Here is a 16,786-nt window from a genome sequence, read left to right on the forward strand (position 1 = left end):
AAGAAATCATGGCAACGCCACTCGTTGTTTCTGAAGTCGTCAAGAGCTTCACCATGCACCTGCGCGACGGCATCAAGCTGCCGGTCGTTTCGGACGTATCCTTTTCCGTCGCATCCGGGGAATGCGTGGTCCTCGGCGGCCCTTCGGGCATCGGCAAGAGCTCGCTCCTGAAGATGACCTATGGCAACTATGCCGTCGATAGCGGCCAGATCCTCATCAAGCATCATGACAAGATCGTCGATCTGGCGACCGCTGACCCGCGCACGATCATCGACGTTCGTCGCCACACACTCGGCTATGTCAGCCAGTTCCTGCGAACAGTGCCGCGTGTCGCGGCGATTGACGTTGTTGCCGAGCCGCTGGTCGCCCGCGGCGAGAAGGCGGAAACGGCGCGGGAGAAGGCGGCAAACCTTCTCTCGAAGCTGAACCTGCCGGAAGCGCTCTGGCAGCTCCCGCCCGCCACTTTCTCCGGCGGCGAGCAGCAGCGCGTCAACATCGCCCGCGGCTTCATCACCGAGCATACCGTCCTGCTCCTCGACGAGCCGACGGCCTCGCTCGACGCCAGGAACCGCGCCGTCGTCGTCGGCATGATCGAGGAAAAGAAGAAGGCGGGGGTCGCCCTTCTCGGCATCTTCCACGATGAGGAAGTGCGCGAGGCCGTCGCCGACCGCATTATCGACGTTCAGAAGTTCTCGCCGCGAAAGGCAATCGCCGCATGAGCCGCAGGATTGGCCTCGAGCCCTATTTCAATGAAACGGCATCCGTGAAGAACGCCACCTTCGGCCGCTTCACGGAGGTCTCGGAGCGTTGCCGCATCGAGGAAGTCGAGTTCGGCGACTATTCCTATGTCATGCAGGACGGCGCCATCTGGTGCGCGACGATCGGCAAGTTCGTCAACATCGCCGCCTCGGTGCGCATCAACGCCACCAACCACCCGACCTGGCGCGCAACGCTGCACCACTTCACCTATCGCGCCGCCGACTATTGGCCGGATGCCGATATGGAGACCGATTTCTTCGAATGGCGTCGCTCCAACCGCGTCGTCATCGGGCATGACGTCTGGATCGGCCACGGTGTGACCATCCTGCCCGGTGTTACGGTCGGCAATGGCGCGGTCATCGGCGCCGGTGCCGTCGTCTCCAAGGATGTTGCCCCTTACACCATCGTCGGCGGCGTCCCCGCCAGGCTGATCCGCGAACGCTTCCCGAAGGAGGTCGGCGAACGGATGGACAAGCTCGCCTGGTGGGATTGGGAGCACGACCGCCTGCGGGTCGCGCTGGCCGATTTCCGCGCGCTGAGCGCCGAAGATTTCCTCGCCCGCTACGAAGCATGATCGGGCGCCCCAGACTGGGGCGCTCATTCTGCCCGGAGCTTGACCGGCCCAAAATCGGCCGGCCGACCGCCGTTGCTCGCGGCACGCCTGGGTGCCTAAAACTTTGCAGCCGACGAAGCATCGGCTCACCCCATTGTCACAATAGTCGCGCCTGTCTCTGCTAAGAAAGAACAGGAGACGACCCCTGTTTGCCGCAAGGATAACCACGCGTCTTGGGCGTGGATGAGCTTGCGTGAATGCCAATTCCTGTAAGAATCGGAAACACATTGTGACTAAGTCTTTACAAAAGCTACCCTTTTCCGACTTGTCTCGTAAACCTACTTCATGGATATTAGACTGATCTTGAGGAAGTCATCATGATCAGAATGATTGAAGATCCGGCGGAATTGGCCGGCGAAGATATCACTGGTAAGTATATTCTGCGCAAGCTCAACTATCATTGGTTCGCCTACGGCAAGGCTGCGATCGTGACCGCCTGCAAGGGCACGATCCTGGAGCTTGATCGTGAGGAAACGGTCTATTCCGAGCATTGGGGCCGCCGCGCCTACACGGGAACCGGCAAGCGCTATCCGGGTGGTATCTGTCCGATATCGGCGGTCGCCTGCGTCTGCGATACGCCGGACGACGTAAATGCCGTCATCCAGCTCGATGTCGACGCGCAGGACGAGTTCTACCGGTTGATCGCCAAGACGGAAGCCAAGGTTCGCGCCCTTGCGTCTTCTTCAGAGAACACGGTGTTTCTGGCGGCTGCCGAATAGGTCTGGCGTTCCTGGTGGTTCGGTATAAGACCGAGCCTCCCGCGATCGGTCCTCGCGGATGGATGTCACAAGGCGCAAATGACCGACAACACCGACACTATTCTCCTTGCTGAAAATATTGGCTCCAGGCACGATCTCCACGTCTTCGCCGACGGTTGTTACGAACCCGATTCAGGGGAGGGCGGCTGGGCATTTGTGGTCTTTCGCGACGATGCCGAAGTCGCCTCCGGTTTTGGCTGCGTCAGGGACACCGCCAGCAATGCGACCGAACTGGTCGCGCTGCTCGAAGCGGTGGCGTGGATCAACAGCAATGCAGCGGGGGAAACAGCCGTCGTCTGGTCCGACTCCGTTTACGCCGTCAAAGGCTGCAATCACTGGCGCCACATCTGGAAGAACAACGGCTGGAAGAAGATAAGCGCCAACGCGAAGGTCCGAAGCCGCACCATCGCAAATCCGGATTTTTGGAAGGCGATAGACGCTCAACTCTCGCGCAATCGCCTGCTGACGATCGCCTGGTGCAAGGGTCATTCGGGCCTTGCCGGCAACGAGCGCGCGGATGAACTCGCCGAGCGCGGCCGCCTGTCACTGCGTGGCAAGGGTATCCGATGAAAGTTGACCCAAGTCGGCCCGCGCGCGGAAGTGAGGTTCCGATAGGCGCCGCCGGCACGTAACCATCGCTCGCAGCTGTCCGTAACGCCTTGAGGCCAGGTGGCTGCACGCGCCGCCGTCGCCGTTGCCGCAATCAACTCTTGGCTTCGGCCCTCACGCCCATGGGTTCTTCGCCAGCTGCCATTCACCGGTCTCGTCAGGTTCGACGCGCTTGTTGCCGCGGTAGAAGATCGGCAGTCCGGTCTTCTTGTCCATGGAAAAGCGGCTGGGCGTGAACTTCTCGTCCTCGTGTCCGCGGATGGCGAGAGCGAGGGCCTCTTTGAACTTCCCGTCTTTGCACAGGCTTTTGAAGAGTGTCTGGTCCATCGCTTTACTCCACTATCGTCGGGTCCCGGATTGCCTGCCATCGACTGGCGGTCCGGTCAACCGTCAATGGCGACAGGCCGGGGGTTGAAATCGCGAGGCGAGACGCCGACCGGCAGGCTCTTATCTTCAGGCAAACCGGCCGGGCTTCGTTATCCCCCAAAACTCGATTATGACAGTCCTTACATAAAACTGACATTGGAGCTTCATGAACCGGGACTAATGCACTCCCTCATATCGCATCTGGACTATGAGGAAGAGCATGATGTTCGAACTGAAGAATGTCACCCGCCGTTTCGGAAAGAAGACAGCTGTTGATTCCGTGACGCTCGACATTCCTCAGGGCCAGATGGTCGGCATTATCGGCCGTTCCGGCGCCGGTAAGTCCACGCTTCTGCGCATGATCAACCGTCTGCAGGAGCCGACGTCGGGCTCGATCCATTTCGCCGGCGTCGAGGTTTCCAGTCTCCGTGGCCAGGCGCTGCGCAACTGGCAGCGCGATTGCGCGATGATCTTCCAGCAGTTCAATCTCGTTCCGCGTCTCGACGTTCTGACCAACGTCATGCTCGGTCGTCTCAACCATCGTTCGACCACGATGAGCCTGCTCGGTCTTTTTAGCCGCGAAGAGCGCATCCACGCCATCGCTGCCCTTGAGCGTCTCGGCATCGAGCAGACGGCTTTGCAGATGGCCGGCACTCTGTCGGGCGGCCAGCAGCAGCGCGTGGCGATTGCCCGCGCCCTGATGCAGAACCCGAAGATGGTGCTCGCCGACGAGCCGATCGCCTCGCTCGACCCGCTCAATGCGAAGATTGTCATGGACGCGCTGCGCGATATCAACGAGCGCGAAGGCATCACCGTCATCACCAACCTTCATACGCTCGATACGGCCCGCAACTATTGCGAACGCATCGTCGGGATGGCCGCTGGCCGCGTCGTGTTCGATGGCAGGCCTTCCGAATTGACCGCCGATGCCGTCAAGCAGATCTACGGCACCGACAAGGATGGCGCCAGCATCGACGAGACGATGACCTCGACCTCGATCAACATTCCCGCGGCCGTTGCCGCCAATCAATCCGCCGGCTTGCAACCGCTGGCGCTGGCCGGTCTCTGAGAGGGGCGGCCTCGATCGTAAGCCCGCGTTATGGGCACCTTCTTCTAACCAGAGATCGCCGGGGACACCGGTCAATCAGGAGAGTACCATGTTGAAGAAAGCACTCTTTGCCGCGACGGCGCTGTTTGCGCTTGCCGGCGTCTCGCATGCCGCAGACCTCAAGGAATTCCGCGTCGGCATCCTCGGCGGCGAAAACGAAGCCGACCGCCTGCGCAACTACGCTTGCCTGGCTGACCACCTGAAGACCGAGTTCGGCTTCGAGAAGGTTTCGCTCTTCCCGGCTGCTGACTATGACGGCGTTATCCAGGGTCTGCTCGGCGGCACGCTCGACTTCGCGGAGCTCGGCGCTTCCGGCTACGCCGCCATCGCCATCAAGGACGACAAGGCCGTTACGCCGATCCTGACGACGGTTCAGAAGGACGGCTCGACGGGCTACCACTCGATCGGTCTCGCCCTGAAGTCCTCCGGCATCAAGGACATCAAGGACGCAAAGGGCAAGAAGCTCGGCTACGCCGATCCGGACTCCACCTCGGGCTACCTGATCCCGCTGACGCAGATCCCGAAGGACACTGGCATGCCGAACGACCAGTACTTCGCGTCCACGCAGTTCAACGGCGGCCACGAGAACAACCTTCTCGCCGCTTACGACGGCAAGGTCGACATCGCTGTTGATGACTCCTCGGGCATCGGCGATTTCAAGGACGGCTACACCTCCGGCACCTTCCGCAAGGCCGTCGACAAGGGCACCGTAGACCCGAACAAGCTGGTTGAAGTCTGGCGTTCGCCGCTGATCCCGAACGGCCCGCTCGTCGTTCGCAACGAACTCGGCGCTGATTGGCAGGCCAAGCTCACCGACTTCTTCATGAAGCTCCCGGAAAAGGATGCCAAGTGCTTCGCAGCCATCGAAGGCGGCGACTACCAGGGCTACACCAAGGTTCAGGCTGACTTCTACAACGCCATCATCGACGCTCGTAAGGCTGCCATCGGCGGTTGATCGATCCTGACAGTTGGAGGGCGGCCGTCACAAGCCGCCCTTTTTCCTGCGAAGAAAGCGGACACCCTTCATGACTTTTGCCGATCCCAACGCCCAAGCGCCCGCCGTCCAGCAAAGCGCAAGTGAAATCGGTGACGCCTGGAGCAAGATGGTGGCCCGCCGTCGCCTCTATACCGGTCTCGGGCTGGTGATCCTGCTGGCTGCCTTTGTCGCCTCGGTACGGTTCGCAGACGAAAGCAATGCCGGCCATTTCTTCGAACGCCTGCCGCATCTCTTCGATTTTCTGAGCTGGCTCATTCCCAAGGATTGGAATGACGTCTGGCGCGCCCTGTTCGATGTCGCAAGCCCGATCCAGAAGACCGGCGAGGAGTACAATTTCGCCGAGGGTCGCGTCTATGTCTGGGGCGATTTCTATATTCCCGAATATTTCCATTTGATGATCATCACGATCAACGTCGCGCTGGTCTCGACTCTCATCGGCTTCATCTTCGCCGTGCCGCTGAGCTTTCTCGTGGCCCGCAATCTGGCACCATCCAATCCGCTGCGCATCGTCGCCAAGCGTCTGACGGAATTCCTGCGTGCCTTCCCCGAGATCGTCATCGCCGGCCTGTTTTCGGCCATCCTATCGATCGGTCCGGTTGCCGCGATCATCGCGGTCAGCCTGCACACTATCGGGGCGCTCGGTAAACTCTTCTATGAGGTCGTCGAAAACATCGACATGAAGCCGGATGAAGGCATGAAAGCCGTCGGTGCCAGCTGGTCGGAGCGCGTCCGCTTCGCCGCGATGCCGCAGGTCATGCCGAACTTCGTCTCCTACGCACTGCTGCGCCTCGAGATCAACGTCCGCGCCTCCACCATCATCGGTGCCGTCGGCGGCGGCGGTATCGGCGAGGAGCTGAAGCTCTCCATCTCGCGTGGATTCGGCGCCAAGACGATGGCGCTCGTTCTCCTGCTTTTCATCACAATCGTTGCGGTCGACCAGTTCTCCGCATGGCTGCGCCGCCGCCTCGTCGGCGAGCACGCCTTCCTTTTGCAGCATTGAGGTCCGCCATGACGGTGATCGACGCCAACCGGATGCACGAGATCGAGCAGCGCTATCCGGAATATTTCAAGCGGTCCTTCAAGCAGCGCTTCGGCGGCCTGATGATCGTGATCGCGACTCTCGTCTATGCGCTTTACGCGACCTGGTTCTTCGACCTGCCGAAGCTGCTTGCCGAAGCTCACTGGGAGCGCGTCGGCCTCTATCTCAGCCAGTGGGTCAGCTATGACGTGCAGCCGGAGTTCCGCATCGGTGATGATGGCATCACGGTCAAGTATCCGCGCTTCTCGCCGCTCGGCGACGATCCGCATCCCGACTGGGTTGTGAACAATCCCGATGGCAGCGTCACAGCCTCCGTCATGGGCACAAGCCGCACAGTCACGATCTCCAGCAAGGAAACGGTTCTCACGGCTCATGGCATCAGCGTGCCGGTGGACGTCTCCAGCGGCGCCCCGAAGGTCGTCGGCCCGGTCCCTGCCTGGATGACGGTCTACGATGACAACGTCCTTGCCGATCTCGGATTTGCCGGCGATGTCAGCATCTCGGTCGATCGCGTGAAAGTCCGCAAGCGCTTCCTCGGTTGGGCGAATTTCGTCTTCGACACGCAGTCGCCGTTCTTCGACAAGCCGGCGACCGAGGTTATCAGCCTGATCGTTTCGGGTCCGGACCTGAAGCCCGGCCAGTCCAACCTGTCGCTTGCCTTCGATAATATCTGGCACAACAGCGCCTGGCAGCACGGCGACGTCTGGACCAAGCTGTTCCAGACCATCGTGATGGCCTTTTTGGGAACGCTGCTCGGCGCGTTGCTTGCTTTCCCGCTGGCCTTTCTGGCTGCGCGCAATATCACCCCGAACAAGGTCCTGAACCAGGTCCTGAAGCGGTTCTTTGATTTCCTGCGCTCGGTCGACATGTTGATCTGGGCGCTCTTTCTGACCCGCGCCTTCGGTCCCGGTCCCTTGGCCGGCTCCGGCGCGATTTTCCTCACGGAAACGGGCACGCTCGGCAAGCTCTATTCCGAGGGTCTGGAAAACGTCGACAACAAGCCGCGCGAGGGCATCAAGTCGACCGGTGCCTCCACCGTGCTCACCCATCGCTACGGCATCATCCCGCAGATCGTCCCGGTCTTCGTCAGCCAGACGCTCTACCAGTGGGAATCGAACGTACGCGGCGCAACGATCATCGGCGCGGTTGGCGCTGGCGGCATCGGTCTCAAGCTGTGGGAAGCGATGCGCACCAACGCGAACTGGGAAAACGTCGCCTACATGGTGCTGCTGATCCTGATCGTCGTGTTCCTGTTCGACATGGCGTCGAACGCCCTGCGTCACCGTCTGATGGGGACCAAGGCCTACTGAAAAAAGCGCGGGATCGTTCAGGACCATCATCATTCTGTCACGGAAATCTTTTAGCCGGAAGCCAGCTTGCGGTCGTGGTCAAATCACTGAAGACTGCGACCGCACTCCGAGCGATTCCCAGGATACGAGCCTTGCGCTACGCACTCTATTTCACACCGCCGAAGGATGACCCCTTGAACGGCACGGCCGCGCTCTGGCTCGGCCGCGATGCCTTCACCGGTGAAATTTATCCGGCTCCCGATTGTCCGGACCTGCCAGCCGCCGAGCAGTTCGAACTGACAGCCGATCCTCGCCGCTACGCTTTCCACGCGACGATCAAGGCACCGTTCCATCTGGCCGCCTCCGTCACCGAAAAGGACCTGATCCAGGTGGTCGAGGATTTCGCCGCCCGCACGTCCGCCTTCGACATTCCCGAGCTGGTGCTTGGGCAGTTGGGTAAATTCTTTGCGCTGGTGCCCGCTTTTCTGCATCCGCCGCTTCAGGATTTCGCCGCCACGGTGGTAAAATCCTTCGAACCGTTTCGCGCCGCGTTGTCGGATGCGGATATAGCGCGCCGCAACCCGGAGAAACTGAGCGAAAGCCAGAGGGCCAATCTGTTGCGCTGGGGCTATCCCTATGTGATGGATGATTTCGGGTTCCACATGACGCTGACCGGCCAGGTGCCGCAGGAGCGTGCAGGCGTGATGAAGGCCATTCTGGCGGAGCGTTTCGCCGCCTTTATCGGCCGCCCGCTCCTCATTAGCGGCCTTGCCGTTTTCGTCGAGGAGGCGCGGGGCGCGCCGTTCAAAGCCCATTCCTGGTGGCCGCTCGCCGGCGCTAAAAATTGAAAGACCATATTCGATGACCAAAGAAACAGTCTTCTCAAATGCCCGCATCGTTCTCGAGAATGAGATCGTTGAAGGATCGGTCCTCGTCCGCGATGGCAAGATCGCCGATATCTCGACGGGCAGTTCCCGCGTCGGTGAGGATTTCGAAGGCGATTATCTGATCCCGGGTCTCGTCGAACTGCACACCGACCATCTGGAAGGTCACTATTCGCCGCGCCCCGGCCTGCGTTGGCACAAGACGGCGGCAATCCAGGCGCACGACGCACAGATCGTCACCTCAGGCATCACCACGGTTTTCGACTGCCTGCGCATGGGCGCCGACGAGGACGGCGGCTTCGAACATGGCGAGATGCGCGAAATGGCCGATGCGATCCAGAAGGCCGAGCAGGAGGGCCGCCTGCGTGCAGAGCACCTGCTTCACCTGCGCTGCGAGGTCTCCGCCGACAACGTGCTGCAGCACTTCGCCGATTTCGAGAACGATCCCTATGTCCGTCTTGTCTCGCTGATGGACCACGCGCCCGGCCAGCGGCAGTTCCAGACGATGGACCAGTACATCTTCTACTACCAGAAGAAGCGCGGTCTCTCCGATGCGGAGTTCGCCAAGTTCGTTGATCGTCGCGTGTCCGAATCTGACCGCAATTCCACGCCGCACCGCACGGCCATTTCCAAGGTCTGCGCCGAGCGCGGCATCACCGTCGCCAGCCACGACGACGCGACGCTCGCCCATGTCGACGAAGCCATCGAGAACGGCGTACGCCTCGCCGAATTCCCGACCAGCTTCGACGCCGCCAAGGCGTCGCACGAGCATGGCATGAGCGTGCTGATGGGCGCCCCGAACATCGTGCGCGGCAAGTCGCATTCCGGCAATATCGCCGCCCGCGATCTCGCCGAACGCGGCGTGCTCGACGTTCTGTCCTCTGATTACGTCCCGCTCAGCCTGCTCTACGCACCCTTCCTGATTGCCGACGAGGTGGAGAGCATTTCGCTGCCGAAGGCGATCGCCATGGTCACCGCGACGCCAGCTCGCACGGTTAGCCTCAACGACCGCGGCCGCATCGCCACTGGCCTGCGCGCCGATCTCGTCCGCGTTTTCCGTGATCACGGCGTGCCGGTCACCCGTGCTGTTTGGCGTGAAGGGCGCCGTGTCGCATGAACCCGTCGCACGAACCTCACATCGTTCCAGGTACCGAGCACGGCATCATGGTCGTCGTCGTCGGCCCGAGTGGCGCCGGCAAGGACACGCTGATGGCGCTCGCCGCCAAGCACTTTCGGGGTCGTCCTGAGGTGCATTTCGTCCGACGCGTCATTACTCGCCACACCCATGCCGGCGGCGAGCAGCATCTCGCCGTGTCCGACCAGGGCTTTGCGTCGATGGAGCAGGCCGGGAGCTTCGCGGTCTGGTGGGAAGCGCACGGCTTGAAATATGGCATTCCAGCTGAAGTGTCGGTGTCGCTCGCGCAGGGAAATCTGGTCATCGCCAATGGCTCGCGCTCGGCGCTTCACCATTTCAAGGCTGTTTTCCCGCGGCTCAAGGTCATCAATGTGACGGCGACTGCCGAGGTTCTGGCAAGCCGACTCGAGGCGCGCGGTCGCGAGACGCATGAAGACATCATGGCGCGGCTCGCCCGCGGCCCGCTGACGGTGCGTGGCGACTACGACGTGACCGACGTCGATAACAGCGGCTCGCTTGAAGACGGCGAGCGCAGGATCGTGGATGCGCTGAACCGCTTCCTCACCGAAGTGGCTTAGGATCGGGAGGTACGATGGCAATCGTTGTCGTTCCTTACGATCCCGAGTGGCCACGGCTTTTCAACGAGGTCAAAGCAGAGCTGCAGCCGGTGCTATCCGACTTGGCACCGGTGTTTCATCATGTCGGCAGCACATCGGTTCCGGGCCTTGCCGCGAAGCCCAAGATCGATCTGCACGCTGCTTTCCGCAACGAGGATGGGTTGCTGACCGCGATCGAGCGGGTAAAAGGCCTCTCCGTCTACGCGTTTCACGGTGACAAATACAACGACCAGAGCTGGACCTTCACCTGCGGCAAGGGCTCCTATGGCGCGCGGCTCTATCTCTGTTCATCCGATAACCGTGTGCTCCGCGATCGCATCGTCTTCCGCGATTACTTGCGGGCGCATCCCCAGCGGGCGCAAGCATACGCGGCGCTGAAGCTTCGCCTGATGAGCGAGGCGAACGACGATTGGGCCTATTACACAGGCGGCAAGACCGACTTCGTACGCGAGACCTTACGTCTCGCGGCTGGCGAAGTGGACTGATGTCACGGCGCAATTTTGTTGTGCGTGGAAAAAATCGAACGAACTTTCAGTGATTTGGACGAACTGATCTTCCTCGTCGATCCCCGCGCCAACGATCTGGCGCACACTGATGACGTCATTGGACAGGGAGCCGGGTCGCGAGCCGGATCTGACAAAACGGGTTGAAAGTCCAGCGTTCGATGATGTTTGCAGGAGGAGGATCGCAGGCGTCAGGACCGGCGATCAACCGCAACGGAAAGGCCGAGAGACGCTCCTGTCGGCCTGGAAGCGCGGGGACCTCGATGCAATCGGGCAGGCGGTACCGCCTGACAATCCACATAGACCACAACCGCTGCCTGCCCATTCCCAGCCAGGCCAAGCCGTACCGGAGCATTCTCCGGCGCGGACATTACTGCTGGCAGCGGCACCCCTTGTGGGATGCCGCTGCCACTGCGTTATTCGCCTTCGCCGCGTCCAGCGACGATCTCGCGCTTGCCGACATGATTTGCCGGGCCGACGAGACCTTCCTTCTCCATGCGCTCGACGAGCGAAGCCGCACGGTTGTAGCCGATGCCGAGCCGGCGCTGGATGTAGGAGGTCGAGCACTTCTTGTCGCGCATCACGACCTTGACCGCCTGCTGGTAAAGCTCGTCGCCGTCTTCGGAGCCCATGGTGCTCTTGTCGAAGACTGCGCTGTCCTCTTCTTCCCCGTCCTCTTCTTCCTCGTCAGCGGTGACGGTGTCGAGATATTCCGGCCGACCCTGCGTCTTCAGATGCGCGACGACCTTCTCGACTTCGGCATCGGAAACGAACGGTCCGTGCACGCGCGAAATCCGCCCGCCGCCCTGCATGTGCAGCATATCGCCCTGGCCGAGCAGTTGTTCCGCGCCCTGTTCGCCAAGAATAGTGCGGCTGTCGATCTTCGACGTCACCTGGAAGGAGATACGGGTCGGGAAGTTCGCCTTGATCGTGCCGGTGATGACGTCGACCGACGGGCGCTGCGTCGCCATGATCAGGTGGATACCGGCAGCACGCGCCATCTGCGCCAGGCGCTGGATCGCCCCTTCGATTTCCTTGCCGGCGACCATCATCAGGTCGGCCATTTCGTCAACGATGACGACGATATAGGGCATCGGCGTCAGGTCCATCTCCTGGCTCTCCTCGATCGGAGCGCCCGTGCTTCTGTCGAAGCCGGTCTGGACCATGACATGGATGGTCTCGCCCTTGTCGCGCGCCTGCGCCACGCGGCTGTTGTAGCCGTCGATGTTGCGCACGCCGAGGCGTGACATCTTGCGATACCGATCCTCCATCTCGCGCACCGCCCACTTCAGCGCCATGACGGCCTTCTTGGGGTCGGTGACGACGGGCGTCAAAAGGTGCGGGATGCCGTCATAGACGGAGAGTTCCAGCATCTTCGGATCGACCATGATCAGGCGGCACTGCTCGGGCGACATCCGGTAAAGCAGCGACAGGATCATGGTGTTGATGGCGACCGACTTACCCGAACCGGTGGTGCCGGCAACGAGCAGGTGGGGCATCTTTGCGAGCTCGGCGATGACGGGTTCGCCGCCGATCGTCTTGCCGAGGCCGAGCGCCAGCTTGTAGCCGCTCTTCTCGAAATCCTGGCTTTCGATCATCTCACGGAAGTAGACGGTCTCGCGCAGCGCGTTCGGCAATTCGATACCGATGACGTTGCGGCCGGGAACCACGGCGACACGCGCCGACAGGGCCGACATCGAGCGGGCAATATCGTCGGCGAGGCCGATGACGCGGGAAGACTTGACGCCCGGTGCCGGCTCGAACTCGTAAAGCGTGACAACAGGGCCGGGGCGGACATGGATGATCTCGCCCTTGATGCCGAAATCCTCGAGAACACTTTCCAGAAGGCCGGCATTCTGCTCCAGCGTCTCCTGCGACATGATCTCGCCGACACGTTCAGGCGGCTCCTGCAGCAGCGAATGAGACGGGAATTCGTAGCCTGAGGCATCGACCCTCGAGGCGACGACCTTCGGTGCGGTAAAACGCGGTGCCGGTGCGAGCGGCTGCGGCGCCAAAGCGCGAACTGGCAGCGGAGCGATAGGCTGCACTTTCGGCTCGACTTGCGCCGCTTCTTCCACGCGGCTGTGTTCGGTCGCGACCGGGTTTTGCGCGGCGCGGCCACGCGTCAAACCGGGAGAAGGCGCGACAGCGGCTGGGGTGACCGGCTGAGGCACCGAAGCTACGGCCATTGCGGGCTGTTGCCGACCAGGCCGCCACTCCATGACGCGGAACCGGCTGATGATCGATTCGGGGCTGACCTCTGCCTTCGGCAGGGAGACCGGCGGCAACAGGATCGGTTCGGCCGCCGCTTCCTCGAAGGCCATGACCTCCCAGAATGCGAAGTCCGAGATGGCAGCCAGTTCCGTGGCTGCGCGGACAACAGTGTGAGTCTCGGGCTCGACCGACATCAACGGCAATGCGGTGGCAGTCGGCTGCACCTCGATCGCCGGCGCGATCTCCGCTTCGTAGACCTCGACCGGAGCGTTCGCGACAACAGGTGCCTGCTGTTCCACGCTCGCGCCGATTTCCGTCGCAACGCGTTCCTGCAGCGCAAGCGGCGGCGTGCGAAAGGGCGGCGCCGGTACGCGCTTCGGATTGATCAGATTCTCGGGCGTGCGGGTGAACCGCACATTCGGAGCCAGTGAAAAATTGCTCTGCCAAATTGGTGCCGTAGGCTTCTCGCCTGCGTGTTCCTGCAGCTGTTCACCTTCGACTTCCGCGGAAATCTCCTCGGCCCCTGTCAGATTGGTTCTCGGAAAGCGCATACGACCGCTACTCACTCATGATTAGCAACTAATATCGGCTTTCGAATTAGGAAATGAAGGTTAATAAGTTCCTTCCATCCGCGCGGTCATTCGGCGAAAAACAAAAGGAAAAGCATTTTATATCAATGTCTTGGAAGGCAATTAAAATTTTAATGAATTTTCGACGAAGCGCTCAGTGCGCTTCGTCCCAGTTGGTGGCCGAACGCGCGTCGACTCTCAGCGGCACCCGCATTTCGAGCGCCGGCATGGTGGCGTTCTCCATCACCGAAACGATGATCGGCGTCGCCTTTTCGACGTCTGCGTCCTCGACTTCGAAGATCAGTTCGTCGTGCACCTGTAGGAGCATGCGCACGCGGTCGCCAAGCCCTGCTTCGGCCAGCGCCGGCTCCATCTTGATCATGGCCCGGCGAATGATATCGGCGGCTGATCCCTGGATCGGCGCGTTGATCGCGGCGCGCTCGTTGAAGGCGCGAACCGACGGGTTGGACGAGCGAATCTCCGGATAGTTGATTCGCCGCCCGAAGATCGTTTCGACGTAACCCTTGTCACGCGCCATCTGCTTGCGGCTGTCCATGTAGTCGCGGATGCCGGGGAAGCGCTCGAAATACTTCTTGATGTAGTCGCCCGCTTCCGAGCGCTCGATCGAGAGCTGATTGGCAAGGCCGAAGGCTGAGATACCGTAGATGATGCCGAAGTTGATGGCCTTGGCGCGACGTCGCACTTCTGACGGCATGCCCTCGACAGGCACGCCGAACATCTCCGATGCGGTCATCGCATGAATGTCGACGCCGTCGGCGAAGGCCTGCGTCAGCTGCGGAATCTCGGCGACGTGGGCGAGCACGCGCAGCTCGATCTGGCTGTAGTCGGCCGAAATCAGCTTATGGCCCGGCGACGAGATGAAGGCCGTACGGATCTTGCGGCCTTCCGCCGTCCGAACCGGAATGTTTTGCAGGTTTGGTTCCGAGGAGGACAGGCGACCTGTCGTCGTCGAGGCCAGCGAATACGAGGTGTGAACCCGCTTCGTCTGGGGGTGCACGTATCCCGGCAGCGCATCCGTGTAGGTGGACTTGAGCTTGGTCAGCTGGCGCCAGTCGACGATCTTGCGCGGCAGTTCGAAGCCCGCGGCGGCGAGGTCTTCGAGAACGCTTGCCGAGGTCGACCATTGGCCGGTCTTCGTCTTCGTACCGCCGGCAAGTCCCATCTTGCCGAACAGGATGTCGCCCAGCTGCTTCGGCGAGCCGATGGTAAAGCGACCGCCTGCAAGCTTGAAAATTTCGTCCTCGAGTGCCGCGGCGCCTTGTGCGAGATCTCCGGACAGGCGCGAGAGGATCTGCCTGTCGACGGTGATGCCGCGTTCTTCCATGCGTGCCAGGACCGGAAGCAAGGGCCGCTCGAGGCGTTCGTAAACCGTGGTTAGCTTCTCGGCGGCAAGGCGCGGTTTCAGCACCAGCCAGAGCCTGAGCGTGATCTCCGCATCCTCGGCGGCGTAGTGCGTCGCGCGATCGATATCGACGAGGTCGAATGTAACGTTCGACTTACCGCTGCCGGCCACGTCCTTGTAGGCGATCGGCGTGTGGCCGAGGAACTTCTCCGACAACGGGTCCATGCCGTGCGCGCCGGTGCCTGCGTCGAGCACGTAGGAGATCAGCATCGTATCGTCGAAATTCTTGGTTTCGACCCCGTAGCGCTTCATCAGCAGGTAGTCGTATTTGAGGTTCTGGGCGACCTTCAGGATCGACTCGTCTTCCAGCAGTGCCTTCAGCCGGGGCAGGGCATCTCGCATCGGGATCTGGTTGTCCGCAAGCCCGCCGCCGAGCAGATCGCCGACGCCCGTCTTGTGGGCGATCGGGACGTAGGCGGCGCGAATGCTGGTGCCGGTGGCGTTCCTGTCGTTGTCGGCAATCGCCATCGAGAAGCCGACGAGCTCCGCCTGCATCGCATCGAGCGACGTGGTCTCGGTGTCGAAGCCAACCAGTCCGGTTTCGCGCGCATCGGCAATCCATTTGTCGAGCGTCGCGATGTCGCGAATGGTGACATAGCGCGAGTGGTCGAAGGGCAGGGAGGCAAAGGCCTCGGCGCGCGCCTTGGCAAGATCGCCCGGCCGGAAGGTACCCTCGCGACCATTCGCGCCGTTCGCCTTTGCCGGAACGGGCACGGCCTCGCCGGCAACGTCGGGAATGCCGCCGGCAACCGGCTCGGGCTTTGCGGCGTCGAGATCCGGCCCGCGCGCTGCCGCACCCCACTGGACCGGAACATCCACGGCTTCGATCGCGCTGGCATCGCAATCGCAAGCCTCGGCCACGCGCCGCGTCAGCGAGGTAAACTGCATTGCCTTCAAGAAGCCGATCAGCTTCGGTCCGTTCTGCGGCTCAAGGATCAGGTCTTCGACCTTGAGTTCAAGCGGAACATCGGTGCGCAGCCGCACGAGCTCGCGCGACAGGCGGGCCTTGTCGGCATTCTCGATGATCGTCTGCCGGCGCTTCTCCTGCTTGATCTCGGTCGCGCGTTCGAGAAGCGTGTCGAGATCGCCGTAGTCGGCAAGCAGTTGCGCCGCCGTCTTCGGGCCGATGCCGGGGATGCCAGGCACGTTGTCGACCGAGTCGCCGGTCATCGCCTGGAGATCGATCATCTTCTCGGGTGGAACGCCCCACTTCTCGATGACATCAGGAATGCCGATCTGCTTGTCCTTCATGCTGTCGTACATGTGGACGTTGGTCGTCACCAGCTGCATCAGATCCTTGTCCGAAGACACGATCGTCACGTCGGCGCCGAGCGCCTCGGCCTGGCGAGCATAGCTTGCAATGATGTCGTCGGCCTCGAAGCCCTCCGTTTCGATGCACGGGAGGTTGAAGGCCCGTGTGGCATGACGGATGAGACCGAACTGAGGGATGAGTTCGTCGGGCGGTGTCGAGCGGTTCGCCTTGTAGGCGTCGTAGAGATCCTTGCGGAACGTCTTTGCCGAATAGTCGAAGATGACGGCCAGATGCGTCGGGGTCGCGCCAACCGATGTGTCGCGCGCATCGGTCAGGAGTTTCCACAGCATGTTGCAGAAACCCGACACGGCGCCCACCGGCAAACCGTCGGATTTGCGGGTCAAAGGGGGAAGTGCGTGAAAGGCTCGAAAGATAAAACCGGAGCCGTCGATTAGGAAGAGATGATCGCCTTTTTTCATGGCGTCATGGATAGCGCGGCGACCTTGGAAGGTCCATATAAAGTTCCGAGGGTGAAAAGTTTCTGGCTCACCAAAGTGTTACTAATTTGTAATAGTCAATCCTCGGCTTTCCCTTGAAAAGCCACATTCCCGATCACAAATGATTACTACCGGCGTTTGATCGTGTTTGATC

At 61.4% G+C, this 16,786-nt stretch carries 15 protein-coding genes; 12 read left to right on the forward strand and 3 right to left on the reverse strand.

The genetic code is table 11. From position 1 onward, the window contains the following. Positions 1 to 8: 8 nt before the first annotated feature. From phnL to AC1DPR_RS04030, 4 genes are all read left to right on the forward strand, one after another. Positions 9 to 719 carry a phosphonate C-P lyase system protein PhnL gene (gene phnL, locus AC1DPR_RS04015; RefSeq protein ID WP_018855264.1) on the forward strand — a complete coding sequence of 237 codons (711 nt, stop codon included), beginning with the start codon at positions 9 to 11 and terminating at the stop codon, positions 717 to 719. Next, positions 716 to 1,333 carry a DapH/DapD/GlmU-related protein gene (locus AC1DPR_RS04020; RefSeq protein WP_018855263.1) on the forward strand — a complete coding sequence of 206 codons (618 nt, stop codon included), beginning with the start codon at positions 716 to 718 and terminating at the stop codon, positions 1,331 to 1,333. The genes phnL and AC1DPR_RS04020 overlap by 4 nt, the downstream gene beginning before the upstream one ends. Before the next feature lie 356 nt (positions 1,334 to 1,689). Next, a complete protein-coding gene (locus AC1DPR_RS04025; protein ID WP_018116731.1) occupies positions 1,690 to 2,091 on the forward strand; it encodes a hypothetical protein in 402 nt (133 codons plus the stop codon). A 78-nt stretch (positions 2,092 to 2,169) separates the two neighbouring features. Further along, on the forward strand, positions 2,170 to 2,700 hold the full coding sequence (locus AC1DPR_RS04030; RefSeq protein ID WP_113470506.1) for a ribonuclease H family protein: 531 nt from the start codon (positions 2,170 to 2,172) through the stop codon (positions 2,698 to 2,700). 153 nt (positions 2,701 to 2,853) lie between these two features. Here AC1DPR_RS04030 and AC1DPR_RS04035 read toward each other — a convergent pair whose 3' ends face one another. Next, positions 2,854 to 3,066 (reverse strand): hypothetical protein, encoded by a 213-nt coding sequence (locus AC1DPR_RS04035; protein WP_016552344.1) that lies wholly within the window; start codon positions 3,064 to 3,066, stop codon positions 2,854 to 2,856. Between the two features lie 262 nt (positions 3,067 to 3,328). Between AC1DPR_RS04035 and phnC the strand changes: the two genes are divergently transcribed. From phnC to AC1DPR_RS04075, 8 genes are all read left to right on the forward strand, one after another. After that, entirely contained in the window at positions 3,329 to 4,174 is an 846-nt protein-coding gene (phnC, locus tag AC1DPR_RS04040; RefSeq protein ID WP_018116733.1) for a phosphonate ABC transporter ATP-binding protein, read from the forward strand. An 88-nt stretch (positions 4,175 to 4,262) separates the two neighbouring features. Continuing rightward, positions 4,263 to 5,168 carry a phosphonate ABC transporter substrate-binding protein gene (gene phnD, locus AC1DPR_RS04045; RefSeq protein ID WP_018855261.1) on the forward strand — a complete coding sequence of 302 codons (906 nt, stop codon included), beginning with the start codon at positions 4,263 to 4,265 and terminating at the stop codon, positions 5,166 to 5,168. A gap of 70 nt (positions 5,169 to 5,238) precedes the next feature. After that, positions 5,239 to 6,210, forward strand: coding sequence for a phosphonate ABC transporter, permease protein PhnE (phnE, locus tag AC1DPR_RS04050; RefSeq protein WP_113470507.1), 972 nt, complete (start codon positions 5,239 to 5,241; stop codon positions 6,208 to 6,210). An 8-nt stretch (positions 6,211 to 6,218) separates the two neighbouring features. Further along, positions 6,219 to 7,559: a phosphonate ABC transporter, permease protein PhnE gene (gene phnE / locus AC1DPR_RS04055; RefSeq protein ID WP_018855259.1), complete on the forward strand. Its 1,341-nt coding sequence runs from the start codon at positions 6,219 to 6,221 to the stop codon at positions 7,557 to 7,559. A gap of 131 nt (positions 7,560 to 7,690) precedes the next feature. Beyond that, positions 7,691 to 8,386 (forward strand): DUF1045 domain-containing protein, encoded by a 696-nt coding sequence (locus AC1DPR_RS04060; RefSeq protein ID WP_477815785.1) that lies wholly within the window; start codon positions 7,691 to 7,693, stop codon positions 8,384 to 8,386. Between the two features lie 13 nt (positions 8,387 to 8,399). Next, positions 8,400 to 9,539, forward strand: coding sequence for an alpha-D-ribose 1-methylphosphonate 5-triphosphate diphosphatase (locus AC1DPR_RS04065; protein WP_018855257.1), 1,140 nt, complete (start codon positions 8,400 to 8,402; stop codon positions 9,537 to 9,539). Beyond that, positions 9,536 to 10,135: a phosphonate metabolism protein/1,5-bisphosphokinase (PRPP-forming) PhnN gene (phnN, locus tag AC1DPR_RS04070; RefSeq protein WP_018855256.1), complete on the forward strand. Its 600-nt coding sequence runs from the start codon at positions 9,536 to 9,538 to the stop codon at positions 10,133 to 10,135. The genes AC1DPR_RS04065 and phnN overlap by 4 nt, the downstream gene beginning before the upstream one ends. A gap of 14 nt (positions 10,136 to 10,149) precedes the next feature. Then, a complete protein-coding gene (locus tag AC1DPR_RS04075; RefSeq protein ID WP_018855255.1) occupies positions 10,150 to 10,659 on the forward strand; it encodes a GrpB family protein in 510 nt (169 codons plus the stop codon). Between the two features lie 434 nt (positions 10,660 to 11,093). Here the strand turns inward: AC1DPR_RS04075 and AC1DPR_RS04080 are convergent, their stop codons facing one another. Together AC1DPR_RS04080 and polA are read right to left on the reverse strand one after the other, a co-directional pair. Beyond that, on the reverse strand, positions 11,094 to 13,442 hold the full coding sequence (locus tag AC1DPR_RS04080; RefSeq protein ID WP_018855253.1) for a DNA translocase FtsK: 2,349 nt from the start codon (positions 13,440 to 13,442) through the stop codon (positions 11,094 to 11,096). A 172-nt stretch (positions 13,443 to 13,614) separates the two neighbouring features. Continuing rightward, complete coding sequence (gene polA / locus AC1DPR_RS04085) at positions 13,615 to 16,614, reverse strand: DNA polymerase I (protein WP_477815786.1); 3,000 nt, start codon at positions 16,612 to 16,614, stop codon at positions 13,615 to 13,617. Between the last annotated feature and the right edge of the window lie 172 nt (positions 16,615 to 16,786).

This window comes from Rhizobium sp. 01T417 (assembly GCF_056398905.1).